Origin of the sequence: uncultured Campylobacter sp., assembly GCF_938017705.1 — a bacterium.
In the GTDB taxonomy this organism is placed as follows: domain Bacteria; phylum Campylobacterota; class Campylobacteria; order Campylobacterales; family Campylobacteraceae; genus Campylobacter_B.
Map to the genome: position 1 here is coordinate 1 of NZ_CALIIS010000075.1, position 22,707 is coordinate 22,707.

Below are 22,707 nucleotides of genomic sequence, written 5' to 3' on the forward strand. Positions count from 1 at the left end.
AACACATGGCTTCGGCTGCATGGCACCAAAAAGATTGCGACGCAGGACGGCTCCGTATTTGGTCTGCTGCTCGCGCTGGCGCGCTTGATTCATCTGGAAAAAGCGGGTGCGCCCATGCGCGCGCTGGCTTGGGTTTTGCGTAAGGTTTCGCTGCTGTATGTAACGCTGTTCCGTGGTACGCCGCTGTTTGTGCAGATTGTGATTTGGTCTTACGTTTGGTTCCCGTTTTTCGTCCATCCTACCGAGGCGCTGCACGGCGATCTGGGTATGATCGGCAAGGACGATATGGTGCTTGCGATCAGTTTTAGCGGCGAGAGCGAGGAGCTGGTTAGAATTCTGCCTCATCTCAAACGCTTCGGTGTGAAGATCATCGCGATGGCGCGCGATAAAAACAGCTCGCTCGGCAAGGTTAGCGATGAGTTCATAAGCCTAAATATCGTCAAAGAGGCCTGCCCGCTAGGCGCCGCGCCGACGGTTTCTACGACGCTAACACTTGCGTTAGGAGACGCGTTAGCGATCTGTTTGATGAGGCAGCGTAGATTCGGCAAAGAAGATTTTGCAAATTTTCATCCCGGCGGAAGCCTCGGCAAGCGACTTTTCGTCAAAGTAAAAGACGTGATGCAAAGCAAAAATTTGCCGCTCGCAAGCCGTAACGCCAGCCTAAAACAAGCCATCGACGTTATGACGCACGGAAAGCTCGGCACCGTCTTGTTAGTGAACGAAAAGGGCGTGCTTGAGGCGATTTTAAGCGATGGCGATCTGCGGCGTGCGCTGATGCGAGAGGATTTTGACATCAATGACGGCGCGCTAAAATATGCCACCAAAAACCCTAAAATGCTAGACGATAAAAATATGCTCGCAATAGACGCGCTAAATTTGATCGAGCAATTTAAAATCCAGGTCCTACCCGTAGTCGAAAACGGCGTGCCTGCGGGGATCTTACACATTCACGATCTAACGAGCCTGGGGCTAAAATAATGCAAAAGATGCGCCTGAATAAATTTATCTCCCATAACACCGCCTACTCACGCCGTGAGGCGGACGAGCTGATCAAGCAGGGCAAGGTTAGCATTAACGGTCGCGTCGTTAGCGATTTTATAGAGGTTAGCGGCGAGGAGAAGATCCGCATCGGCTCGCGCCTTATCAAGCCCAAGACGGAATTTACGATGATCGTTTATAACAAACGTAAAGGCGAGTTAGTTACTAAAAAAGACGATCGCGGCAGGCGGACGATTTACGATAGCTTGCCGGAGGGGTTTAGTAGATTTGTTAGCGTGGGGCGTTTGGATTTTGCAAGCGAGGGGCTTTTGCTGCTGACCGATGCGCCCGCGATCGCTACGGCGCTGATGAACAGCGACATCGAGCGAGAGTACTATCTAAAGGTAAAAGGCGAGGTGAGAGATGAGGTGGTAACGGCGATCCGCGAGGGCTTTTTTGCCGCAGATGCGAGCAAGGGCGCACACGCCAAGAGTAAGATCAAATCGATGGAATTTAAGCCCTTTTTGGGCTACCGCATAATGCCTAGCAGCGGCGGTTATACAAAGATAAAGGCGATCATCAACGAAGGTCAAAACCGCGAGCTGCGAAGATTTTTCGGCCATTTTGATCTGGATGTCGTGGAGCTTAAGCGCACGGCATTCGGTAGAATGACGCTTGGAACGCTAAAGCCCGGTAAATGGCGCTATTTTGATCAGAGTGAATACGAAGATCTGCGCGATTTTTTGAAAGAAAACAAAATCCGCTATTAAATTTAAGGAGGCGAAATGAGCTCAAAGACGAACGCCGCGCGCGTACTGGACGGTCTGAAAATCCCTTACGAGATCAAAGAATACGCGGTGGATCCTTTAAATTTAGACGCGGTGCATGTTGCAAACAGCGTGAACGAGCCGATTGAACGGGTCTATAAAACGATAGTTTGCACAGCGGATCACGAATACGTCGTGGCCTGCCTGCAAGGCGATCTAAATTTGGATCTCAAGGCGCTTGCGCACATCTGCGGGGCAAAGCGTTGCGAGCTGATGGATTTGAAGGATTTGCAAAAGGTCACGGGCTACGTCAGGGGCGGCTGCTCGCCGCTCGGTATGAAAAAGCACTTCCGCACTTTCATCGATGAAAAAGCGCTAACGCAGGAGAAAATTTATGTTAGCGCAGGCGTGCGGGGAAAACAGATCGCTCTCGCACCAAAGGACCTCGCCGCCGCTACCGAGGCGCAAATTTGTAAAATAACGCATGACTAACGCAGTGTCACTTTTGCTGCCGCTTGCGTAAGTAGCGGCGGCGGCAAGCTGGCTAAAATTTATACCGCGAAATTTTGGCTTTTAAAATTTGGCGTTGTGCCATTTATTAAAACAAACTCCTGCGCGGCAAGAAAATACAAATCAAATTAATTTCGTAAAATTTTATTGTTAAAATTCCAAGTACTGCGCGCCTCAAAATATCTCAAACGAGATGACGAGTACGCAGGGCGCGGCAAGTCTCTTTTAAGAACGCGCTCTTTGCGCGTGATCCGTTTTATTCACTATAAATTTAGACTCACGGCGTTTGGAGTCGTTTGCGATGAAATTTTAAAATTCCATCGCAAATTTTCTATATCTCGCGCCTATTTTTTGAAAAGCTCAGATACGTTCGGGGCTTGCTTTTCTTGCTCGCTAGCGGCGAAAAATTCCGCTTTAGCGAAGTTGAAAACGCTGGCGATGATGTTAGTAGGAAACATCTCGCAGGCGTTATTATAAACTGTAACGGCGCCGTTATAAGCGCGGCGTGCGGCACTGATCTGCTCCTCGCACTCGCCTAACGCGTTTTGTAGCTTAGCAAACGATTCGTTAGCCTTGAGGTTTGGATACGCCTCTACCGCAACGCGGATCTGCCCTAAAAGAGCCGAAATTTCGCTATTTAGCTTAAATTTATCCGCGTTAGAAGCCGCGTTGATCGCCTGTGAGCGAAGTTCGCTAACGCGCGTTAGTACTGCGCTTTCGTGGCTCATGTATTCGCGCGTAGCGCTAACTAGATTGGGGATTAGGTCGTAGCGTTTTTTAAGCTGCGTATCGACGGTGGAGGCGATATTTCGTACCTGGTTGCGCTTAGCGATGAACGAGTTGTAAACGCCCACTAACGCCAGAACTAACAAAACTATGACGACTAATAAAATCAAAGCCGCATTCATTTTCTCTCCTTTTAAAGTGTTTCAATTAAAAATAAGAATATTTAGCTATACTTGCCATTTCTTTTCGCGTGTCAAGGTAGCTCAGCTGGTTAGAGCGCTGGTCTCATAAGCCGGAGGTCGAGAGTTCAAGTCTCTCTCTTGACACCATCTTCAAATTACCTTTAAGAGTGCAACGGTGCCTCAAAAAAGTTCGAGATTATATCTTACTTATACTTGAAAAATAATGAAAATTGGCAAAAGTATAAAATTTACCTTCGGGCAAATGTGAGTTTTTTTGAATTTGTTGCTCCGTCTCTAAAAGATAAATTTACGCAAAGTATCTTTACCTACGAGCCTTTAAGATATTTTGGCAAAAGTTTTTTATTCGAGTCTCTTTCGCGTTTTCACATCGGTAATCCGTATCAGCATAACCTATCACATTCCGCACAAATTCACACTATTTAGCTAAATTTTTTGATATAATCTCCCGCTTTAAAAGCTAAAATTCAAAGGAAAAACATGAAATTTATTTCTCACAAAATTTTAAAAAGCGCGGTTTTGCTGGCGGCATTGGGATCTTTTGCGACTTGTAGCGCCGAGATGCAACAGCCTAACGGCTACGCCATAAGCGGCGCGGCGCTATCGGCGATAGAGGAGGACAATAGGGCGAAAGAAAATTATCTGGTCATTGACGTTAGAAGCGCGGATGAATATGCTGCGGGTCACATAAAGCACGCGATCAACATCCCGCTTGGAGAGCTTGAGAGCAGGCTGGACGAGATAAACGCCTATAAAGACAAAAACGTCGTGCTTTATTGCAACACCGGCAATCGCAGCGGCAAGGCGCTTGATCTGCTTAAACAAAAGGGCTTCAGTATGCTTATGAACGCGCCCGGCGTGAAGCAGTACGACTACGAGCTGTATAAGGTCGGCAGCATAAACGCGGAGGAATTTAAGAAGATCGCAAATGATCCAAACGTCTTAATCATCGACGTTAGAGAGAAAAAAGACTACGACGCCGGACATATGAAAGGCGCTATTAGCATCCCAGACGGCGAGCCTGTGGATAACTACAAAGATGTGCTTGAAGCAAATAAAGATAAAACTATCGTTACTCACTGCTACAGCGGCAACCGCAGCGCCAAGCTCGCTAAAGCCCTAAACGAGCGAGGCTACAACGTCACAAATCTACTCGACGGCACGAAAGAGTATAATTACGAGTTGGTGAAGTAAATTAGAATTTAGGCTTTTAAAGTAAAATTTCAAAAGCCTAAATCCATAACATTATTTTTTCGCAATATTTATATATCAGAGGGAGCGCTCTAAAATTTTCTTACGCTTTTCCCAGTCATTCATATAAAGAAACAAATAATCGTAAAATTGTTTGGAGTGACTTGGGTGCACCAAATGAACAAGTTCATGAAAAACTACATATTCGATGCACGCTTTTGGTTTTTTGATGAGCTCTATGTTTAAATTTATATATGACTTATAGGGATTGCAGCTTCCCCATCTTGTTTTCATCTGCCTTATTTTTACGCTTTTGATATCTTGCTTTACTATCTTGTTAAACTCTTGCAAGATGTTAAAAAAATATAGCATCGCCTTTTCATGATACCACTCATAAATCAAATTTTCTTTTCGCTTTAGGTCGCTTTTATCTTTTACAAATAGCTCCAGATAACCTCTTTGTAGCTTTACGCGCTCCTCCTTAGACTGCACCACTTTTAACCGGTAGCTTCGCCCAAGATACCTAAAATCCTCACCGCTTACATACTCTTTTTGCGGCGTCTTAAACGAAGCAAAAAACGCCCGTTTTTGCGATATCCACTTGGCTCTTTTTTGCATGATAAATTTTATATGCTCATCGCTTGCTGAATTTGGCGCGGTTAGTATCGCTTCGCCGTTTGGTCTAACTTTTAAAGTGATATTTTTTACATCTTTTTTGATGATTTTTACGTCACTTTGCATAAAAGCTTATCCCTATACCACGGATAGTTTGATAAATTTTCTCTTTATCGTCGATAGAAACACCGTATTCATCCTCTACGTCCCAAAGAGCATCCTCCATCGCGCTTGTTATCTCGTTTTCCACGTCCACATTTTTATGCCATTCGGGCTTTTTAGAGGCCTGCTCGTAAATTTCATAAAATTTCATACTCAAATTTTCAGCAACCGACTCTATACCCTCAAGCTCCACATTGCCTAAAATATCAAGCAAGTTATCATAAATGGCAAACAAAATTTTCTTGCCGTTAAACTCTTTTGGATATCTATCTTCGTTTGGTTTTAAAGCTCCTGTTATCAGATCCTTTAACTGTTTTGCTTTGGCAAGTTTTTCTTCTTCGCTAAGTCTTTTAGCCTTATACTCGTCGATGACGTCTTGTATCTGTTTGGCTATTGATTTATAAAACGCCGGATTTGACTCCATTTTTTCTTTTACCACCGCACTTACGGCGCTGATTATCGTATCGGCTTTTGCATTTTTGCCCTCGACTCTTTGCACCTCATCATCAAATTCCGTCTCAAAGATATTTACGAGCTTCGTAAGCTCATTGACTTCTTTTGCGCTCACATAAGTATCGAGTAGCTTTTGCATCTGCGCTTCGTATTTACCAAAGTCGCAAGCCTCATGATATCTTAGTTGCACCGTCTTTCTTAGTTCGTTATAAAATTTAACCTTTTGCTTATAAGCTTTTATCTCCTCTTCGCTTAAGATATCGCAAATTTTCTCACTCGAAAGCGCTAGTTTAAAAGCTCTAGCAAACTGCGACAGCCACTCTTTAAAGTCGTCTCTTTTTTGCACGTCCTCTAAAACCGCCACATAGCTTTCTAAGTCGTCTTTAAATTTGACATCGCTAAAAAGCCCGTCTAAATGAGTATAGTAGGTCTTTGCCTTTATTATCTCGCTTCTTACGTCTATCACGGCTCCACTTAGATCCTCCGGGTCAAAACCACTTAGCGACGCATAGCTAGTAAGCGCTTCATCAAGCTCGCCTAAAAGCCCTCTATAATCAATAATATAGCCATAATCTTTTCCGTCATAAAGCCTATTTACCCTAGCTATGGCCTGAAGCAGATTATGCTCTTTTAGCTGTTTATCTATATAAAGCGTGCTTGCTCTTGGCGCGTCAAATCCCGTTAAAAGCTTATCCACGACGATAAGCAAGTCTATCTCGTCGCCGTTAACAAATTCGTCTTTTACGTACTTTAGATACGCCTCTTCGCTGCCGTACTCTTTTATCGTATCTTGCCACGCCTTTGCGACGTACTCTTTATGTCCGCCCTCAAGTTCCTCGTGCTCGTTGTTTGAGATCACGTAAGCAGTCCTTATCTCTCCGTACTCTTCAAATATCTGATGATATTTTATGGCGTCGTATTTTCTTTGTGCTGCAAGCATCGCCTTAAAACCGCCATTTGTCATCTTTAAACTCTTTTTAAAATGCTCATTTATATCAACCGCTATGAGCTCTAGCCTTTGCTCACTCGAAGCTACACGCTCAAACCTCGCCCACTTTTGTTGCAGGTCTCTTTTAGCCTCATCGCTTAGCTCTTTTGATATGAGATCAAATTTCCTAGTTAGCCCATCAGAGTCTAGCACCTCTTGACCCACGTATCGACCCTCATAAAGTAGCGGTAAAACAGCTCCGTCTTTGACCGCATCGTCTATCGTATATCTATGTATCTCTCCGCCAAATTTGGCAAAGCTATTTTTCTCACGCTTTAAAAGCGGCGTCCCGGTAAATCCTATATAACAAGCAAGAGGCAACGCCTTTTTCATAGCCTTATGCAGATCGCCGCCTTGTGTGCGGTGGCTCTCATCCACTAGCACAAATATATCGCTATCTCTTATCACTACCTTTTGGCTTTGCACCTTTTCAAATTTATGCACGAGCGTAGTTATCACGCTAACGCCGCTTTGTAGCTTTTCTATCAGATCGCTTCCGCTGCTTGCTCGCCCTGCTTTTATATCCGTGTTTTTAAAAGTCTCGTGTATCTGCTCATCTAGATCTATCCTGTCGGTTACGACGATGATTTTTGAATTTGGATAAATTTGCTTTAAAAGCTTTGTTAGCATTACCATTGTGAGCGATTTACCGCTTCCTTGCGTGTGCCAGATTAGTCCGCCCACTCTTACGCCCTCTTTTTTCACCGATACTCGCTTTAGCGTCTCTTCGATAGCGAAAAACTGCTGATATCTACAAACCTTTTTCACCTTTTTATCAAATAATATATAGTGCCTAATTAGCCTTAGTAGCCTATCTTTAGATAGTAGCGCAAAAAGCGTAGTATCAAGCGTGCTTATCTTTCTATCTTTTATCGCGCCCTTTAGGTTCTCATTTGCGCCTTCTTGCTCTTTCCACACGCTATAAAATTTAAACGGCGTGCCAGTTGTGCCGTATCTTGCCTCGCTGCCGTTTGCGGCGATAGTTAGTTGGATGCATTTAAAAAGATGTGGGATTTCCTCTTTGCCCTGCTCTTTTTCTAGCTGTTTTATGCCGTTTTCAAGGCTCACGCTTGATTTTTTAAGCTCGATTACGACTATGGGTATGCCGTTTATAAAAAGCACGAGATCGGGCCTTCTGTGTTTTTGTGCCTCGCCTTGATTTGCCCTGCTTACTTCAAATTCTTCCGTTACATAAAAGTCGTTGTTTTGCAAATTTTCAAAGTCTATAAATTTAAAAGAGAAGCTCCTCTTTGTGCCGTCCTCTAAATTTTCCTCTAAGCTAGTGCCAAGCAAGAGTAAATTCGTGATCTTTTCGTTTGCGATCATTAGCCCTTCGTTTAGTGAAACTCCCGCTAGCTCATCGACTGCTTTTAATATACTGCTTTGGCTAAATTTATATCGCTTGCCCTTATACTCGTAGCCGTTTATCTCGTCAAGCTTTTTGATCAAAATTTCTCTAAACAAAACCTCGCTAGACTTGCCGCCACGAAGCTTTAGATTTTCTTCTCTGCTTATAAATTTATATCCCAAATTTTGTAGTAAATTTATGCTGTTTTGCTGGATTTTATTTTCTGAAGTATCTGGGGTCATTTGGTATCCTTATTTTAATAATCCGAAAATAAATCTTTAGGCTTATACGTTCCTTAAAATTATTTTTTTGTTTTAATAGCCCCTTGTGAGTAGCCAACCAATTATTTGAATTGTCTCTCTTTGTTTTATATACTTTAGCAACCCTATAGGATCTATTTTTGCACTCATTTCCAAATTCATCGTATGCTTTTGTTATAAATAATTGACAATTGATAAATGATCCATTGCCAAAATCATACCTTCCGTCTATGATATCGTTTTTAAATTTGCTATCACCCATACTAAAATCTATGCTTTCATTTTTATAAATTCCGCGCCATTTATACCTACCTTCTTTTAAAACAGGTGATATTAGTTCTATGTTCGCATCATCATCTATTTCCTCTTCTTTATCGTAGGTTAATATAAAATCTCTAAATTTATCTCTTTGAACTAGGCATTCGTTATTTATTGTATTTCCAAATCCAACTGCTTTTATTTTTTCGTATTTTTCTATTTTTGCATAGTAATTTGAAATCGGTCTTGCTAGTTTTTGCTCTAACTGATTGTCGTCTATTTCCGCAGACTCTCTCTTAATCTTTAAAATTTCTAATTCTAATTTTTTATTTTCAAGCTTATTCTTTTTGTGCGTGCCACTTAAACAATATTTTATTACTTCCAAAAGTTGTTTAATAACATATCCTGTCGATGAAGCTATAATCGTTGATGAAATAGGGTGTGCCTCCATAATGTCTAAAATTTCAATAAAACCACCTTCTTTTGCAGCCCTACTTTCCAATTTAATTTCAAGACCAAGTAAAGAACTAATAGTATTAATAATATTTAAAAAATCTTTTTCTATGGTATTTCTTACAAAAGTATTCATAGAATGCGAATTATCACTTAAATAGTAATGAATTATAAATTGACTTTTAAATACTTTTTGCTCTTTCATACTCTCGCCTCTCCGTTTAGTAGTTTTTGCATCAAGCCTTGTTTTTGCTTTTTTAAATTTTCTAGCTTTAAATTTAGTAAATTTATCTCATCATCACAAGCCGTTAAAACTTCTGCGATTTTTTGTTGTTCTTTTAAATTTGGTAGTTTAATTTTTTCTTCTAATAGTTCCGCCAAATTTAAATTTCTTCTAACAATACTCGCACCTTGTTCTGAGTGTAAGACATATAGTTTTAACATTTTTTTAGTCTTTATAAAATTTTTTAAAAAGTACATATTACATCCGTCATCAATCTTAAAAATTCTATAAGCAGGGGATACGATCCCAATATCTTTATTTATTAAAACATCTAAGCCGCCCATCCACAAATTCATACCAATAACCAAATTTCCGTAACGTAAAATTTTGTACCCTGTGTTGTCTTGACTAGCTATGCTTTTTTTAAAATGAGTATTTTGCGGAACTATGCCATTTAATGTAACTGACAAAATTTCATATTGATTACTTGTAGTACTTCGTTCATCTATTTCAATAACAATATCGTTCATTTTTATCTTTTGCCACTCGTCTTTGAATTCAGGAAAGCGGATTTTGGCTGTAAGTAAATTTTGCATAAGAGCTTTTTTAAACTGCTTTTTGTTTTCTATCAAATTTATAGTTAAATTTATAGCATCATCCCAAGTAGATAAAATTTCCGCTATCTTTTCTTGCTCGTCTAATGGAGGCATGCATAACTTTATATTAAAAAAATCATCAATACTTAAATTTAATAGACCATGGTTTCTGGCACCTTCTTGAACTATGTCTTTTATTTGCCTATTTGCTTGTCCACCATCAAAGTAAAACTCAAAAAAATCAGAACAAATATCATCATTAAATTTAAAGTAGATATAAAGTGGTGATGCGACACCCTCATCATAAAATTTCAGTCTTTTAAAAGCACCAAAACTATATCCGGTCGAATAGCTTTTATTGTAAGCAAAATCTCCCTTACGCAATAAAATATAGCTCGATAAATCTTTACTTGCAACTTGCTTGTTAAAAAAATCAGTTTGGCTAATCAATCCAGATTGTGCCGAGATAGTAAGCACATTTTGACATCTGTTGTCTTGATTTCTGCGGGTTATTCTGCTTGAAATTTCCCCAAGCCTCACGACCCTCCACCCGCTCGGTAAATTTTTAAATTCGCTTTTCATTTTTAACTCTCCAACCATTTCGCAAATTTATCAAGATTGTTTTATTGATAACCACGCCATACATTAATATACACCTTTTACTTTTTTTAAATAATCATCCGCCATTTGTTTTAACTGTTTTGATTTTTCTTGTTTTTCATCACTGTTTGCATTTTGAATTTGATCAACATTAAACTTGTTAAAAAAATCTAAAATTTCCTTATTTAGCAGACTAATACTTTTAAATTTTTTTCCTTCTGCAGTATTCTCGATTAAGCCAATTTTATGATTAAAAAAGTTCCTATAATTTTGTGTAAAAGCTTTGTCTGTTGTGGCAAAAATTGGATAAGCAAATTTAACATCTGACATACCATTTTGAGTAATAAAATACCTCGACGAATAATAATAAAATATATCCCAACTCATGCTTTTTATCGTTTTTACAACACTATCATATTGGCTGTTTTTATCAATTTTAAAGAATGAATCACTTGTATTTTTTGAAAGATATTCGTAGATAAAACAAAAAAGGTCAATAAATTTTGTTCCATTTGCTTTCATTAAATTGTATATATTTAATGCAGATTTTTCTAAATCAAAATTATTACTTATTTTTTCTATATAGGCTAAAATAAGATAGGAATATATAAAATTATAATCGCAAATCATGTTATCACGTAAAATACTGGCGTTACCTATCAGTAAGTTATAAATTCCTTGACTATGGTGTTCGTTTATTTTCAATGTTTTGCTTTTTCTATATTCATCCCTATAAATGCTTTTAAATTTACATAAATTTTCTATTTTTTTGAGTGATTTTTCTTGGTTTGACTTATTTGGATTCAAAGTATCTTCAAACATATAGAATAAAAAATCAATATCTATATTATCACTATTTAATATTTTTTCTATCAAACTATTTGATATTTCGCCATTTGTTTCAATAAAATTACTAAAAATTCCAATTAAATTTGCATCTAAAATAATATGGAAGTAAATCGGAATTTGCTCAGTAAAATCTTTATCTAGATACAAAATATAGTCAAAATCAGAAATACTATCGTATACATATATTTTGTTTTTACCACCTTCTAAATCATAAGTACCATGAAATTCTCTTAATTTGTTGCTGTTTTTAACCCCCAAAGAATCATTCGTGCCTACAATAAATGAAAATTCAGAAGAATCAATACAATCACTTAAAAAACTTCTATAAATTTTATAAATATCAGTATTTTTATCAAGATATGTTATCTCTTGTAAAAATTTTTCCAATGTATCTATTTTCATAATCCAAGCTCCGCAAGATACTCGCTCATCTTGTTTTGAACGCTTTTTAGCTCGGCTTCAAGGCGTGAAATCTCAGCTTTCGTCACCTCGATATCAATAGCCTCTTCTTCTTCAAAAGTATCGACGTAGCGAGGGATATTTAGGTTGTAGTCGTTCTCTTTTATCTCGCTAAGGCTTGCTAGGTGGGAGTATTTTTCTATCTCGCTTCTATTTTTATAGGTGGAGACTATCTTTTCGATATTTTGCTCAGTTAGCGAGTTTTGGTTTTTGCCTTTTTCAAATTCTTTGCTAGCGTCGATAAATAGCACGTCTTCGTTTGCGCGGCTTTTCTTAAAAACGAGTATGCAGGCAGGTATAGTAGTGCCGTAAAATAAATTTGCCGGTAGTCCGATGACTGCGTCAAGCAAATTTTCTTCGATCAGCTTTTGGCGGATCTTGCCCTCATTTGCCCTACGAAATAGCACTCCATGCGGAAGCACGACGCCCATTTTGCCGTTATTGTTTAGGCTTTTTATCATATGCACGACAAATGCGTAGTCGCCCTTGCTCTTAGGCGGTAAAGCATAGCTAACAAATCTCATAAAAGGATCGTTTTGAGCAAAATCAGCACCCCATTTATCAAGGCTAAATGGTGGATTTGCCACGACTATATCAAATGTCTTGATGAGGTTATCTTGCAGATGTAGCGGGTTTCTAATCGTGTCGCCCCACTCGATGACAGCGTCGTTTATCTCGTGCAAGAACATATTCATCTTGCAAAGCGCGTGAGTTTGTCCGTTTTTCTCCTGTCCGTAAAGGCGGAAATTTTTGCTACCGACCTCTTTTGAAGCCTTGATAAGAAGCGAGCCAGAGCCGCAAGTCGGATCGTAGATCATGTCGCCCTCTTTTGGCTCAACCAGCTTTGCAAGAAGCGTCGAAACCTCGCTTGGCGTATAAAACTCTCCGCCTTTTTTACCTGCGTCGCTTGCAAAATGAGCTATAAGATACTCGTATGCGTCGCCTATTATGTCGTTGCCCTCAAGCATAGATGGACGAAGATCTAGCCTAGTATCACTAAAATCCTCGAGCAAATTTTGCAAGATAGCGTTTCTCTCTTTTGTGTCGCCGAGCTTGTTTTTGTTGTTAAAGTCGATGCTTCTAAAGATACCTTCAAGCTTATCTTTATTGTCTTCTTCGATCTTTTCTAGAGTTTTGTTCATTATCTCGCCTAAATTTGCAGCCTCTTTGTGCGCCAAAAGATACTCAAACGTACAACTCTCATCAAGCTTAAATTTCTCTTTCTTTAGCTTTGCTTCGATCCTGTCGGTCTTGTCGCCGTACTCGGCTCTTAGCTGCCCCAGCTTTTCTTTGTAAAAATCAGATAGGTACTTGACGAAAAGCATAGTTAAAACATAGTCTTTATAGTCGCTTCCGTCCATCGTACCGCGAAATGTGTCGCAAGCCTTCCAAACTACGTTATTTATGGTCTCTTGCGTGGTCTTTTGCATTTTAGTTCTCCTCTTTTATTAAATTTTCAAATATGCTTTTGTGGTATTTTTGCTTTTGGGCTGCTAAATTTTGTAAAATTTCGCTCTCTTGGCGGACCAAATTTAGGTATTTTACTATCTTGTTTTGAGTTTGCAAATTTACAAGCGGTATTTTTAGATTATTTATACTAGCAACGCTTATCATCGCTATGGCAGTGCCTGAAACATCGGGCGCAAGGGCTTTTTTAACGGCGCTACTATTTAGATAGTGCGCCAAAAAATGCGGATCAAATTTACCGCTTTTAACCCTTATGCGAACCATCAAAGACGAATAGATAAGATAGTCATACTCCTTGTCTATATAAACGGCGAAATTCGGCTCTCTAAGTCGCAGTAAAACATCGCCTGGGCTTACTTTATAGTCATCGTTTATTTGCTCATTTGATATAAACTCATCTGCAAACGAGTTGTCGTAAATGGCATTTTCGGCAAACGACTTTAGCGATACAATTTTATACGAGTACCCAGACGGGGTATGTGCTTCAGCCTTTTTCCTACTTAACACTAGTCCGGTTTTTATTTCAGCTATGTCATTTAATTTTATCATCATAAAACCTTTTTATGTATTACTTATAAATAATACTAATCGAAGTTTATCGAATAATATAGAAAATGTCAAGAGGTCTTTGTATGATTTTAGAAATAGTATATATTTTATGCAAAGCGCGAGCTAATATTAAGGTTAGCGGCGACACTCACTCTAAGCCCCTTTAAAATTTGTGCAATTTACTTGGGTTATATCAAATTTGCACGATTAGGCAAGGAATTTGGAGTATCGTGCTACCGCAAAATTTTAAAAAAGGCTATAATTTGGCGAACTTTATTTAAAGGAGAAAAGATGACAAATTTTAGTTTTTGCAACCCCGTGAGGATAGAATTTGGCAAGGGTAAAGAGGAGCATATCGGGCAGTATATGAAGGAAGCGGGCGCGAAAAAAGCTCTCGTACTATACGGCAGCGAGCGCGTACGAAAGAGCGGTCTGATGGGCGTCGTGGAGAGCAGCTTAAAGGCAAGCGGTATAGAATTTACCCAGCTTGGCGGCATAAAATCAAATCCTGTGCTAAGCAAGGTAAACGAAGCGATCAAGCTCGCTAAAGAATTCGGCGCCGATAGCGTGCTTGCTGTGGGCGGCGGAAGCGTGCTGGACTCGGCAAAAGCCGTAGCCGCGGGCGCTTGCTACGAGGGCGACGTGTGGGATTTTTTCACCGGCAAAAGCCCAAGCGCCGCGCTTAAAATTTTTGATATCATCACCCTTGCCGCGACGGGCTCGGAGATGAACTGCGGCGGCGTGGTGACCAAGGAGCAGACTAAGCAAAAATACCCGATCAGCGCGCCGTGTCTATACCCGAAGGTCTCGGTCATAAACCCGCAGCTGCAAGCAACCGTCAGCCGCGAGTATCTCGTATATAGTGCGAGCGACATCATCGCGCACAGCATCGAGGGGTATTTTACCGCTAGCGTCCACCCGGAGATCGTACGAGCCTATATCGAAGCAAACATCAAAACCGTCATCCGCACGACCGAAGCTCTGCTTGCAGATCCGAGCGATTACGACGCGCGCGCCGAGTTTGCGTGGGCTGCGACGATGGCGCTAAACGGACTAACTTACGTGGGTGTGGGCGGCTTCGGCTATCCGAATCATATGATCGAGCACGCGATGAGTGCGGTCGTGGACTGCGCGCACGGAGCCGGTCTTAGCGTGGTAATGCCTGCGTGGATGAGGTGGTATAAGGATAGGAATTTAAGCGCGTTTGAGCGTTTCGCTCGTGAAATTTTTGGCCTTAAAAGCGCAGATGAAGGTATTACGGCGCTTAAAGCGTGGTTTGATAAGATCGATACGCCGACCAGCCTCGCGCAGCTTGGCATCGAAGGCAAGGTGCTAGACGAGGTCATAGACGTAGCCACGACAAACGCCAAAGCGTGGAATATGGCGGAGCTTTACAGCCGTGAAAATATCGCTAAAATTTTAGATTTTGCAAAATAAGGCGCTAGCGCATAGATAAAATTTAAATCGAAGGGGCGAGCGATCGCCCTTTTTCAAAAAAGCAGGCGGTAGTGTGGGCGCGCTAGCGATTATCCTTCCTAAAAAATAATCGGCTGCGCGGATAGCGAGATGATCGTCTTGCGTCCCTTAAATCCGCGGGGCTCGCTATGAGAAGGTAGAGACGATAAGCGGCGCGTCTAGATTTAAAGCGCAGGCGGCGGCGGATCGAGCACGAAATTTAGCTATGTTTGGAAGGGTAAATTTTGCCACATAATACTTGCATCGAATTTGATGCGCAAATTTCACAATAAATTTTACTCCGGCGAGAAGTTTTATCGCGTTTAATGGCTTTGCTTAAACGCCCTTATCCTGCGCTATCTAAAAATTCGCTCGTTAAATTTTAATCTCGGCTTTATATTTGTGATTGCGAAATTTGCTTTTGCGTGCCGCTGCGTATTTAAATTTGCCTCTCGATGCTAAGCAGATCGCCGAAAATTTCTTTACAATACTGAATGAAGCGTTTGGGAATTTTAACGCCGCTGATATCCACGGCGATGACGCTATCTTGGACTTCAAAAACGATAAGCTCGCTAGTGATTTTCACAGCCTTGCAGCCGTTATAGCATACATCGCCATTGCACTCTGCGTATAAGCCGTTATGCGGTGCGTCTGTGTCCTCATATCGCCCGAGCTTGATCGGTCTTTGGAAAAGCAGATAGTTCTTATAGTCGTACTTGTTGTCTGCTAGGCCTATAATATAATAATTCTCGGCGCTATTTTTGGAAGCGGTCGCAACACCTGCTTTAAAATTTAGTCTAAACATAAATTCTGCTTTGGCAAAAAACGGCAAATTTTACCGCTTCAAATTTACACGAGCTGCGCACCCTTACCTTTTACAACCTCGCCGATAACGTATCCATCGGTATTTGCCAGCACAAAGTCCGCATTCTCTTTTGGTGCTACGACGATCATGCCTACGCCCATGTTAAACGTCCTCATCATCTCGGCAGGCTCTACCTTTTGCGCTATGATTTTAAAGATTTCAGGCGTGCGGATTGCGGCGTGCTCGATCTTTGCACCCAGCCCCTCTGGAAATACGCGCGGCAGATTTTCCACGATGCCGCCGCCCGTAATATGCGCGAGCGCGTTGATCTTGTCTTTTAAATTTAAAAAGTCGCCGACGTAAATCCTGGTCGGTTCCAAAAGTACGTCGATGAGCGCGCGACCGTCCACTTTGTCGTCAAATTTTAGCCCCAGCTCGGCGACCACTTTGCGCGCGAGAGAGAAGCCGTTTGAGTGCAGGCCGCTACTAGGAAGCGCAATGAGTACGTCGCCCTCGCGGACGAACTTGCTGCGGTCGATCTCGTCCTCCTCGGCGATACCCACGGCAAAGCCTGCAAGGTCGAAGTCGCCTTTCTCATACATCGAGGGCATCTCAGCCGTCTCGCCGCCGATCAGCGCGCAGCGCGCGAGTTTGCAGCCCTCGGCGATGCTTTTTACGACCTCTTTGGCATCCGCGATCTCAAGCTTTGCCGTCGCGTAATAGTCAAGGAAAAATAGCGGCTCGGCGAAGTTACAGATGAGATCATTTACGCACATCGCGACGAGGTCCTGGCCGACGCCGTCAAATTTACGCGCGTCGATCGCGAGTCGCAGCTTTGTACCCACGCCGTCGGTGGCGCCAAGGATAGCGGGCTTTTTGTAGCCGGCAGGCAGTCTCACCGCACCGCTAAACGAGCCGATACCGCCCAAAACGTGCGGAGTTTGCGCCCTTTTGACGAACGGTTTTATCGCCTCTACGAAGTCATTTCCCGCGTCTATATCGACGCCAGCGTCTTTGTAGCTTATCAAATTTTATCCTCCAAGATGGTATAATTTCGCAGATTTTAGCTAAAATCGAATAAAAACGCTATAAAGGTCCACCTTGAAATTTAAACACGCCGTCGTCATCACGGGCAGCATCGGTAGCGGCAAGAGCGCGGTTTGCGAGCTGCTTCGTGATCGCGGATTTGAGATCATCGATGCCGATAAGATTTCGCACCTGGTTTTGGATCGCTGCGCCGCGCAGGTGGCTGAAATTTTCGGAGCGCAATACGTCGTGCAAAAAGACGTACAGGCTGCAAATTTGAACCCCCAGGCGGAATTTAACTTTAGATCGGATGAGGAAATTTCATCCGACCCCCGCGCCTCGGTGGACCGCAAAAAACTAGGCGAGCTGGTGTTTAAAAACCCTGCAGAGCTTGCAAAGCTCGAAGCGCTGCTGCATCCGAAGATAACGGCTGAAATTTTATCGCAGGCGCAGGCTTTGGAGGCGAAAGGAAAGCTTTACTTCGTCGATATTCCGCTGTTTTTCGAGGGCAAGAGATATGAGTTTTTTGACAAAGTGGCGGTCGTTTATGCGCCTAAAGATACGCTAATTTCGCGCGTAATGAAGCGAAACGGGCTCGATCATGCCGCTGCAAAGCACCGCGTGGAGCTGCAAACGGATATCGAGCAAAAGCGCGCTATGGCGGATTTTGTGATAGATAACGGAGGCGATCTTTTTGCGCTTAAGGCTGGGGTAGAGAGATTTTTAAAAGAGCTAGAATATGAAATTTAGCCCTTTGCGCGGTTACGTAAAATTTCTACGTAAATTGAGATGAGTTGAAAATAAAGGAGAGATGATGAGGATCGGCAGTCGCGTCCAAAGCGGTGCTAAATTTCAAAATTTTAAAAGTATGCCGCTTAAAGAGCGGTTAAAATTTACGGCGCGAGCGGTTTTGCTTTCCGCGCTGTTTGCGACAAGCGCTGCGGCGGAGATCGACGATCTAAGAAAGGGCTGCGCCGCTGGGAGCGAAATGGATTGTAAAAAACTAAGCCGCGTGATAAACGAGCTGCAGCGCAACTGCGACGCCGGCGGCGATGAAAACGCGCTGGATTGCGCAAATTTGGGCTATGCATACGACTCAAATAGAAGCTTCAGGCAGGCCGCGCGCTATTACGACAGGGCGTGCAAGCTCGGCGAGCAGAAGGGCTGCGTCTATTTGGGGCTGCTCTACAACGACGGGCAGGGGGTAGCGCAGGATCGCAAGAGGGCGAATGAGCTTTTTAGCGACGCTTGCAAGAAAAACAGCAGCGAGGGGTGTGCGAGTCTCGCGTACAACTATAAAAAGGGACTCGGCGTCTATCCCGACACGAAAAAGGCGATCGAGCTTTTGATCAAGGCTTGCAAGATGGGGCAGGTCGAGGCGTGCCATAATCTAGGACTCAGCTACGCTCTCGGCGAAGGCGTGAAAAAAGATGTGGACAGGGCCAGGACATTTTTTACGAGGGCTTGCGAGCAAGGACACGCGGATTCGTGCGTAAATTTAGGCGTCACGTATTTCAAAGGCGACGGTGGGCAAAAGGATCATGCGCTTGCTGCGAAGTATTTTAGCGAAGCGTGCGAGAAAAGTGATGAGCCGCTAGCCTGCGCAAATTTGGCGTATCAATACGAAAAGGGCTGGGGCGTGACGAAAGATAAAAAGAGGGCGCGCGAGCTTTACAAAAAGGCTTGCAAGCTCGGTAGATTTGATGCTTGCGAGCATTTAAAGGCTATGAGGTAGGCTCTAACATCAAGCGCGAAAAACGCATAATAAAATGGGCTTACGAAAGAAGATACGTTAGTAAATTGAGTCTTAGTAAAGCCTAGGAATAAGCGATGCGCCTAAATTTAGATAGAAGTAAAATTTTAATAAAGCGTTAGTGAGCGTTAGTAATTTTAAAAATTTGCGAGGTAGATGATGAAAATTTCAAAATATAATGCGAGCGGCAATGATTTCGTGATTTTTACGGATTCTGTTAAGGCGGATAGATCCAAGCTAGCGCGCGAGCTATGCGATAGGCGCGATGGAGTAGGCGCCGACGGGCTCATCGTCGTACTGCCGAAATTTAACGGTATCGAGGGAATAAATTTCGAGTGGGAATTTTACAATAGCGACGGCAGCAGCGCCGATATGTGCGGCAACGGCTCGCGAGCGGTATGCATGTATGCGTATGAAAATTTCTTGGCCGCGCAGAGTATGAAATTCCTAAGTGGCGCAGGCGTAATTAGCGGCGAAATTTTCGGTATTTTCGGCGGAAATTTGAGCGAGAACATGCGCGGCGAGCTACGCAATGTAAGCTTCGGCGAGATTTTCAATCTGCGTCCTAACGCTCACGCGTTAGTAGCTAACGTCGAGGTAATGTTAACTCGTCCTAAACGCCTTGGCGAAAGCTTTGAGGAGGCAGGGCTAACGTGGTATTTTTATAACACAGGAGTGCCGCACTTGGTAACTTTTGTTAGCGATTTAAATGAGTTCGATGCCGCGCTAGCCCGCGATCTGCGTGAAAAGTATAACGCTAACGTTAATTATGCGTTAGTTCAAAGTCGCCTCGCAAGCAAAATTTTAAAGGTGCGCACCTTTGAGCGTGGCGTAGAGGCAGAAACTCTCGCATGCGGTACGGGGATGGCGGCATGCTTCATCGCAGGCGTCGAAAATATGGGGCTAGCTCCCGACATTCGCGTGATACCTGCAAGCGGCGAAACGCTAAATTTGCGCTTAGGAGATGGAGGTAAAATTTACTTTCGCGGCGATGTTAGGCATACTTTCGATGGCGAATTTATTGGATACGTGGAGTAGGCAGGGCGAAATTTCGAGCCGGTTTGCGCGAGAATTCGTGAAATTTTTGAGTGCGATTTATGCAAGATTTCGCTTTTCATTCCGTTTTATAAAATAATAGATTTACAATACGACATTGGAATTTTAAAATTTTATGATGATGAAATTTTGGAATTTACAAGGTATGGTTTGCGTAATAATTTTAATTGCGAAGTAAAATTTGGCGCTTCACTGCAAAATTTAATTCCTAAATTTCGGAATTTTATGAAATAAAATTTTAAGATTTTGGTGCGCGGAATTTTACTACTAAGTTTGAAATTTTTTGATTGAATTTTGCACTTGCATTGCGTCAATTTAGGCTTCTGCGGAATTTAAGCGTTATAGCGTTATAAAATTTACGCTCTAACCCGCTCATTTGGTTTATAATTTTTGCTGCCACCGCAAAAAATCCGCCTTGTTCGCACAAGTGAAATTCCGTCGCATTTGCACGAGCGAAATCCGCCACTAATAGCAGAAAGCGCGGTATCAAGCGCAAATCCTCGTCGCGGGTAAATCTATCATTGACGATAAAGGCTGGATTTATCGATACGGCAATTCTTGAAGCGCGGTAGAATTTACTAACGATGATAAAAGCACAGTGCAGTTACGGTGAAATTTAAAATTTGCGCCCGCCGAATTCAGCCGCGCTGTCATTTTGTCGTTTAAATTTTAAATTCTATCAGTGTCGGTTTGGCCGAAACTAGGCATAAAATCTAATGGTTAACTCTCTGGCGAGCGCTAAAATCACGACGAAAATTATAAATTTTAATAAAGATTTTTGTCGCATCGTGGCGAGCATAGCGATGCCAAATAAAACGAGCGCAATATCTAAAAATGTATCTTTCATACGCTTAATTGAAATTTAATCAAAATGCTAAGTATGATAAGAAGTATTATAAAGCGCAAGATTGAGCGCATGGAGGATAGATCGCCAAATTCTTTGTCATATTCCTTTTTTACCTCCCACTCAGCTTTCCATGCGAACATTTTTACTATAAAATCCAGCATTTTCATCTCCTTTTTTTAAGGCGAGTCACATAAAAATGAAATTCTGTCGCGCTACGTGAAATTAAAGAATTCTATCTAATCGGCGCTTAAAATTTTTAATTTTGGGCTATTTGTCGGCGTTTTGGACGAGCGCTTTTTCGTATTTTTCGATAAAGCTTCGCCCTGACTCGCATAGACGGTAGATGAAAATCTTCGACGCCTTGCCCGCATCAAGCCCCGTATCCTTAATGCTTTCGCGCTGCAGGTAGCCCCAGTTTTTATGAATTATGTCAAGAGTTGATTTGATCGAGGTGTAGTTGCGTCCGCTTGCGGCTGCGAATTCGTTCACGGGTCTCATAAACTCCGCATCGCTTTGCTTATTGCGACACAAAAGCCCCTCTTTGCCTTGCGATTCGACTAGTTTTAGCGTTTCATAAATGAGTTTGTCTTTTAATTTGATCATCGGCTTTCCCTTGCGTAATTGATATGGGTTTGCCAAAATTATATCATAAAATTTATATTTTTATGATATGAAATGTCAATAATTAGAAGCTAAGCACGAACTCATGAAACGGCACGACATCGCAGCGAATACCCTCAATCTCGAGCCTGCCGGAGTTTGCCATAGAAACGACTTTTAAGCTCGTGATGCCGAGCCTCTTGAGCACGCTTAAAATTTTGCGAAATTTTAAAAAGATAATGTCCGCGTCGCTGAATGGGATGACGAGAACCCCCATCTTTAGAGCAGGCAGGTAAAAATCCAACTCTTTTGTGTAAAAAATTGGTGTATTTAGCCCCAAAAGCTCGCAAAAAAGGACGTTGGCAAATTTTTTCGAGAAGTCCTTTTTGCTTGTTAAAATTTCGCGCATATTAAAATGCGAAAAATATAGCTTTTTTGCGCGCGCGGGCTCGCCAGCTTTGCTTAAAAATTTGATGAAATTTTCCCGCTCAAGCTTGGCGATAGTGCCGTATATGGCGTCTTTGGAGATCTTGATGCGCGGCTTTAGCGCGGTGTAAATTTTATTTGCGCTAAATGCGGCGTGTACGAAGCCTAGGCACTCTTTGAGGATTAAAATCTCCGTGCGGCTAAAGTTTGCCGTAAGCAGCCTCTGCTCGAATTCTAAAATTTCGGCAGGCGCTATGAAGGGGTTTTTTGCGCCGCCGCCTTGGGCTAAAAACGCCGAAATCATCGAGTTTATCTCGTTGTGACGCTTGTCGAAGGCGATAAATTCTTCAAACGAAAGCGGCAAAAGCTCAAGCCGCTCAAAGCCCGGCAGGATCAACTCTTTATCGCGCGTAGAGATGATAAAACGCTTTAAATTTAGCCCCCCAGCAAAGCTTTGAAGCGATGAAATTTCAAAATCGGCGCTACTAAAATTATCTAAAAAAAGCGATGAAATTTGCTCGTTGGCGGCTAAAAATTCTTTGATCTTGCGGAAGAAATTCTCGCTCCTGCTTTTTACGCCGTAGAACTCCGCATTTTTTGCATTGTTTGAGTCGCCTGTACTCGCAGTTTTTGCGTTTTTTGTATCTGTATTTTTTACGGCGGCGCGGTAAAATTCGTCCGTATCCGAAATTTCTGCGCCAAGCATAGCTTCTCTGCTTATTTCATATTCATTTGCTTCGCTAGTCTTTGTATTGTCCGCACTATTTCTAGCTGCAAAAATTGCATTATTCGCTACTACCTCTTCAAGGCGTAGATCGGCTAAATTTAGATACAAAATTTCGTCTTTTTTAAGTTCTGAAATTTCATTTTTCAGCACGGCGCTTTTGCCGGAATTTAGCACTCCGTAGATTATGGTTTTGGCAGAGCAGATACCTCTTTTGCGCGGGATAAAGCCCGTGAATTCTGGCGGATTTTCGTAAAAAAATTTTAGATCATTCATATCAAGTATTTTAAAATTTTCCTTATTAAAAGGAAATAAATCTGAAAAATATTATGAGATTTTTATATCCATTTTAAATTTGTCCAA

At 42.1% G+C, this 22,707-nt stretch carries 20 protein-coding genes and 1 tRNA gene; 9 read left to right on the forward strand and 12 right to left on the reverse strand.

Annotated elements, in window-relative coordinates; genetic code table 11:
* The first annotated feature begins 75 nt into the window (after positions 1–75).
* Genes Q0605_RS03755 through ybaK form a run of 3 tightly spaced genes read left to right on the forward strand, consistent with a single transcriptional unit; the run spans position 76 to position 2,237 of the window.
* On the forward strand, positions 76–978 hold the full coding sequence (locus Q0605_RS03755) for a KpsF/GutQ family sugar-phosphate isomerase (protein WP_298704427.1): 903 nt from the start codon (positions 76–78) through the stop codon (positions 976–978).
* An 8-nt stretch (positions 979–986) separates the two neighbouring features.
* Positions 987–1,748 (forward strand): pseudouridine synthase, encoded by a 762-nt coding sequence (locus Q0605_RS03760; protein ID WP_298704428.1) that lies wholly within the window; start codon positions 987–989, stop codon positions 1,746–1,748.
* A gap of 15 nt (positions 1,749–1,763) precedes the next feature.
* Positions 1,764–2,237: a Cys-tRNA(Pro) deacylase gene (gene ybaK / locus Q0605_RS03765; protein ID WP_298704370.1), complete on the forward strand. Its 474-nt coding sequence runs from the start codon at positions 1,764–1,766 to the stop codon at positions 2,235–2,237.
* Between the two features lie 362 nt (positions 2,238–2,599).
* Here the strand turns inward: ybaK and Q0605_RS03770 are convergent, their stop codons facing one another.
* The gene (locus Q0605_RS03770; RefSeq protein WP_298704372.1) at positions 2,600–3,163 is read right to left on the reverse strand and encodes a LemA family protein; all 564 of its coding nucleotides are present in this window, start codon (positions 3,161–3,163) and stop codon (positions 2,600–2,602) included.
* Positions 3,164–3,233: 70 nt separating this feature from the next.
* Between Q0605_RS03770 and Q0605_RS03775 the strand changes: the two genes are divergently transcribed.
* Positions 3,234–3,310: transfer RNA gene (locus Q0605_RS03775), tRNA-Met, on the forward strand.
* A 351-nt stretch (positions 3,311–3,661) separates the two neighbouring features.
* Positions 3,662–4,375, forward strand: coding sequence for a rhodanese-like domain-containing protein (locus Q0605_RS03780; RefSeq protein WP_298704374.1), 714 nt, complete (start codon positions 3,662–3,664; stop codon positions 4,373–4,375).
* Positions 4,376–4,450: 75 nt separating this feature from the next.
* Here the strand turns inward: Q0605_RS03780 and Q0605_RS03785 are convergent, their stop codons facing one another.
* The 7 genes from Q0605_RS03785 to Q0605_RS03815 form a co-directional block, all read right to left on the reverse strand.
* Complete coding sequence (locus Q0605_RS03785) at positions 4,451–5,113, reverse strand: SprT family zinc-dependent metalloprotease (RefSeq protein WP_298704376.1); 663 nt, start codon at positions 5,111–5,113, stop codon at positions 4,451–4,453.
* Entirely contained in the window at positions 5,103–8,180 is a 3,078-nt protein-coding gene (locus Q0605_RS03790; protein WP_298704378.1) for a type I restriction endonuclease subunit R, read from the reverse strand. The genes Q0605_RS03785 and Q0605_RS03790 overlap by 11 nt, the downstream gene beginning before the upstream one ends.
* Positions 8,155–9,114, reverse strand: a complete 960-nt coding sequence (locus Q0605_RS03795; RefSeq protein ID WP_298704380.1) for a hypothetical protein — start codon at positions 9,112–9,114, stop codon at positions 8,155–8,157. Before Q0605_RS03795 ends, Q0605_RS03790 begins: the two co-directional genes overlap by 26 nt.
* Positions 9,111–10,310: a restriction endonuclease subunit S gene (locus Q0605_RS03800; protein ID WP_298704382.1), complete on the reverse strand. Its 1,200-nt coding sequence runs from the start codon at positions 10,308–10,310 to the stop codon at positions 9,111–9,113. Before Q0605_RS03800 ends, Q0605_RS03795 begins: the two co-directional genes overlap by 4 nt.
* Before the next feature lie 63 nt (positions 10,311–10,373).
* Positions 10,374–11,579 (reverse strand): hypothetical protein, encoded by a 1,206-nt coding sequence (locus tag Q0605_RS03805; RefSeq protein WP_298704384.1) that lies wholly within the window; start codon positions 11,577–11,579, stop codon positions 10,374–10,376.
* Positions 11,576–13,066, reverse strand: coding sequence for a type I restriction-modification system subunit M (locus Q0605_RS03810; protein ID WP_298704386.1), 1,491 nt, complete (start codon positions 13,064–13,066; stop codon positions 11,576–11,578). The genes Q0605_RS03805 and Q0605_RS03810 overlap by 4 nt, the downstream gene beginning before the upstream one ends.
* A gap of 1 nt (position 13,067) precedes the next feature.
* On the reverse strand, positions 13,068–13,652 hold the full coding sequence (locus tag Q0605_RS03815; protein WP_298704388.1) for a restriction endonuclease subunit S: 585 nt from the start codon (positions 13,650–13,652) through the stop codon (positions 13,068–13,070).
* 291 nt (positions 13,653–13,943) lie between these two features.
* Between Q0605_RS03815 and Q0605_RS03820 the strand changes: the two genes are divergently transcribed.
* Positions 13,944–15,089 (forward strand): iron-containing alcohol dehydrogenase, encoded by a 1,146-nt coding sequence (locus Q0605_RS03820; RefSeq protein ID WP_297997127.1) that lies wholly within the window; start codon positions 13,944–13,946, stop codon positions 15,087–15,089.
* 457 nt (positions 15,090–15,546) lie between these two features.
* On the opposite strand, the gene Q0605_RS03825 is transcribed toward Q0605_RS03820, so the two are convergent.
* Positions 15,547–15,912, reverse strand: a complete 366-nt coding sequence (locus Q0605_RS03825) for an Imm10 family immunity protein (RefSeq protein ID WP_298704390.1) — start codon at positions 15,910–15,912, stop codon at positions 15,547–15,549.
* A 44-nt stretch (positions 15,913–15,956) separates the two neighbouring features.
* Positions 15,957–16,940 carry a phosphoribosylformylglycinamidine cyclo-ligase gene (gene purM, locus Q0605_RS03830; protein ID WP_298704392.1) on the reverse strand — a complete coding sequence of 328 codons (984 nt, stop codon included), beginning with the start codon at positions 16,938–16,940 and terminating at the stop codon, positions 15,957–15,959.
* 73 nt (positions 16,941–17,013) lie between these two features.
* On the opposite strand from purM, the gene coaE reads away from it, so the two are divergent.
* The 3 genes from coaE to dapF all read left to right on the forward strand — a co-directional run bounded on the left by coaE (position 17,014) and on the right by dapF (position 19,729).
* Positions 17,014–17,688, forward strand: coding sequence for a dephospho-CoA kinase (coaE, locus tag Q0605_RS03835; protein ID WP_298704393.1), 675 nt, complete (start codon positions 17,014–17,016; stop codon positions 17,686–17,688).
* 64 nt (positions 17,689–17,752) lie between these two features.
* Positions 17,753–18,673 carry a tetratricopeptide repeat protein gene (locus Q0605_RS03840; protein ID WP_298704395.1) on the forward strand — a complete coding sequence of 307 codons (921 nt, stop codon included), beginning with the start codon at positions 17,753–17,755 and terminating at the stop codon, positions 18,671–18,673.
* Positions 18,674–18,850: 177 nt separating this feature from the next.
* Complete coding sequence (dapF, locus tag Q0605_RS03845) at positions 18,851–19,729, forward strand: diaminopimelate epimerase (RefSeq protein ID WP_298704396.1); 879 nt, start codon at positions 18,851–18,853, stop codon at positions 19,727–19,729.
* Positions 19,730–20,861: 1,132 nt separating this feature from the next.
* Here dapF and Q0605_RS03850 read toward each other — a convergent pair.
* Complete coding sequence (locus tag Q0605_RS03850; protein WP_298704399.1) at positions 20,862–21,197, reverse strand: hypothetical protein; 336 nt, start codon at positions 21,195–21,197, stop codon at positions 20,862–20,864.
* Between the two features lie 82 nt (positions 21,198–21,279).
* Positions 21,280–22,620 carry a hypothetical protein gene (locus Q0605_RS03855; RefSeq protein WP_298704401.1) on the reverse strand — a complete coding sequence of 447 codons (1,341 nt, stop codon included), beginning with the start codon at positions 22,618–22,620 and terminating at the stop codon, positions 21,280–21,282.
* Positions 22,621–22,707: the final 87 nt, after the last annotated feature.

Bases quoted from the DNA above. Each gene is read 5' to 3' on its own strand.
- Q0605_RS03760 (WP_298704428.1), top strand. From the start codon at position 987: ATGCGCCTGAATAAATTTATCTCCCATAACACCGCCTACTCACGCCGT.
- ybaK (WP_298704370.1), top strand. From the start codon at position 1,764: ATGAGCTCAAAGACGAACGCCGCGCGCGTACTGGACGGTCTGAAAATC.
- Q0605_RS03770 (WP_298704372.1), bottom strand. From the start codon at position 3,163: ATGAATGCGGCTTTGATTTTATTAGTCGTCATAGTTTTGTTAGTTCTG.
- Q0605_RS03780 (WP_298704374.1), top strand. From the start codon at position 3,662: ATGAAATTTATTTCTCACAAAATTTTAAAAAGCGCGGTTTTGCTGGCG.
- Q0605_RS03785 (WP_298704376.1), bottom strand. From the start codon at position 5,113: ATGCAAAGTGACGTAAAAATCATCAAAAAAGATGTAAAAAATATCACT.
- Q0605_RS03790 (WP_298704378.1), bottom strand. From the start codon at position 8,180: ATGACCCCAGATACTTCAGAAAATAAAATCCAGCAAAACAGCATAAAT.
- Q0605_RS03795 (WP_298704380.1), bottom strand. From the start codon at position 9,114: ATGAAAGAGCAAAAAGTATTTAAAAGTCAATTTATAATTCATTACTAT.
- Q0605_RS03800 (WP_298704382.1), bottom strand. From the start codon at position 10,310: ATGAAAAGCGAATTTAAAAATTTACCGAGCGGGTGGAGGGTCGTGAGG.
- Q0605_RS03805 (WP_298704384.1), bottom strand. From the start codon at position 11,579: ATGAAAATAGATACATTGGAAAAATTTTTACAAGAGATAACATATCTT.
- Q0605_RS03810 (WP_298704386.1), bottom strand. From the start codon at position 13,066: ATGCAAAAGACCACGCAAGAGACCATAAATAACGTAGTTTGGAAGGCT.
- Q0605_RS03815 (WP_298704388.1), bottom strand. From the start codon at position 13,652: ATGATAAAATTAAATGACATAGCTGAAATAAAAACCGGACTAGTGTTA.
- Q0605_RS03820 (WP_297997127.1), top strand. From the start codon at position 13,944: ATGACAAATTTTAGTTTTTGCAACCCCGTGAGGATAGAATTTGGCAAG.
- Q0605_RS03825 (WP_298704390.1), bottom strand. From the start codon at position 15,912: ATGTTTAGACTAAATTTTAAAGCAGGTGTTGCGACCGCTTCCAAAAAT.
- Q0605_RS03840 (WP_298704395.1), top strand. From the start codon at position 17,753: ATGAGGATCGGCAGTCGCGTCCAAAGCGGTGCTAAATTTCAAAATTTT.
- dapF (WP_298704396.1), top strand. From the start codon at position 18,851: ATGAAAATTTCAAAATATAATGCGAGCGGCAATGATTTCGTGATTTTT.
- Q0605_RS03850 (WP_298704399.1), bottom strand. From the start codon at position 21,197: ATGATCAAATTAAAAGACAAACTCATTTATGAAACGCTAAAACTAGTC.
- Q0605_RS03855 (WP_298704401.1), bottom strand. From the start codon at position 22,620: ATGAATGATCTAAAATTTTTTTACGAAAATCCGCCAGAATTCACGGGC.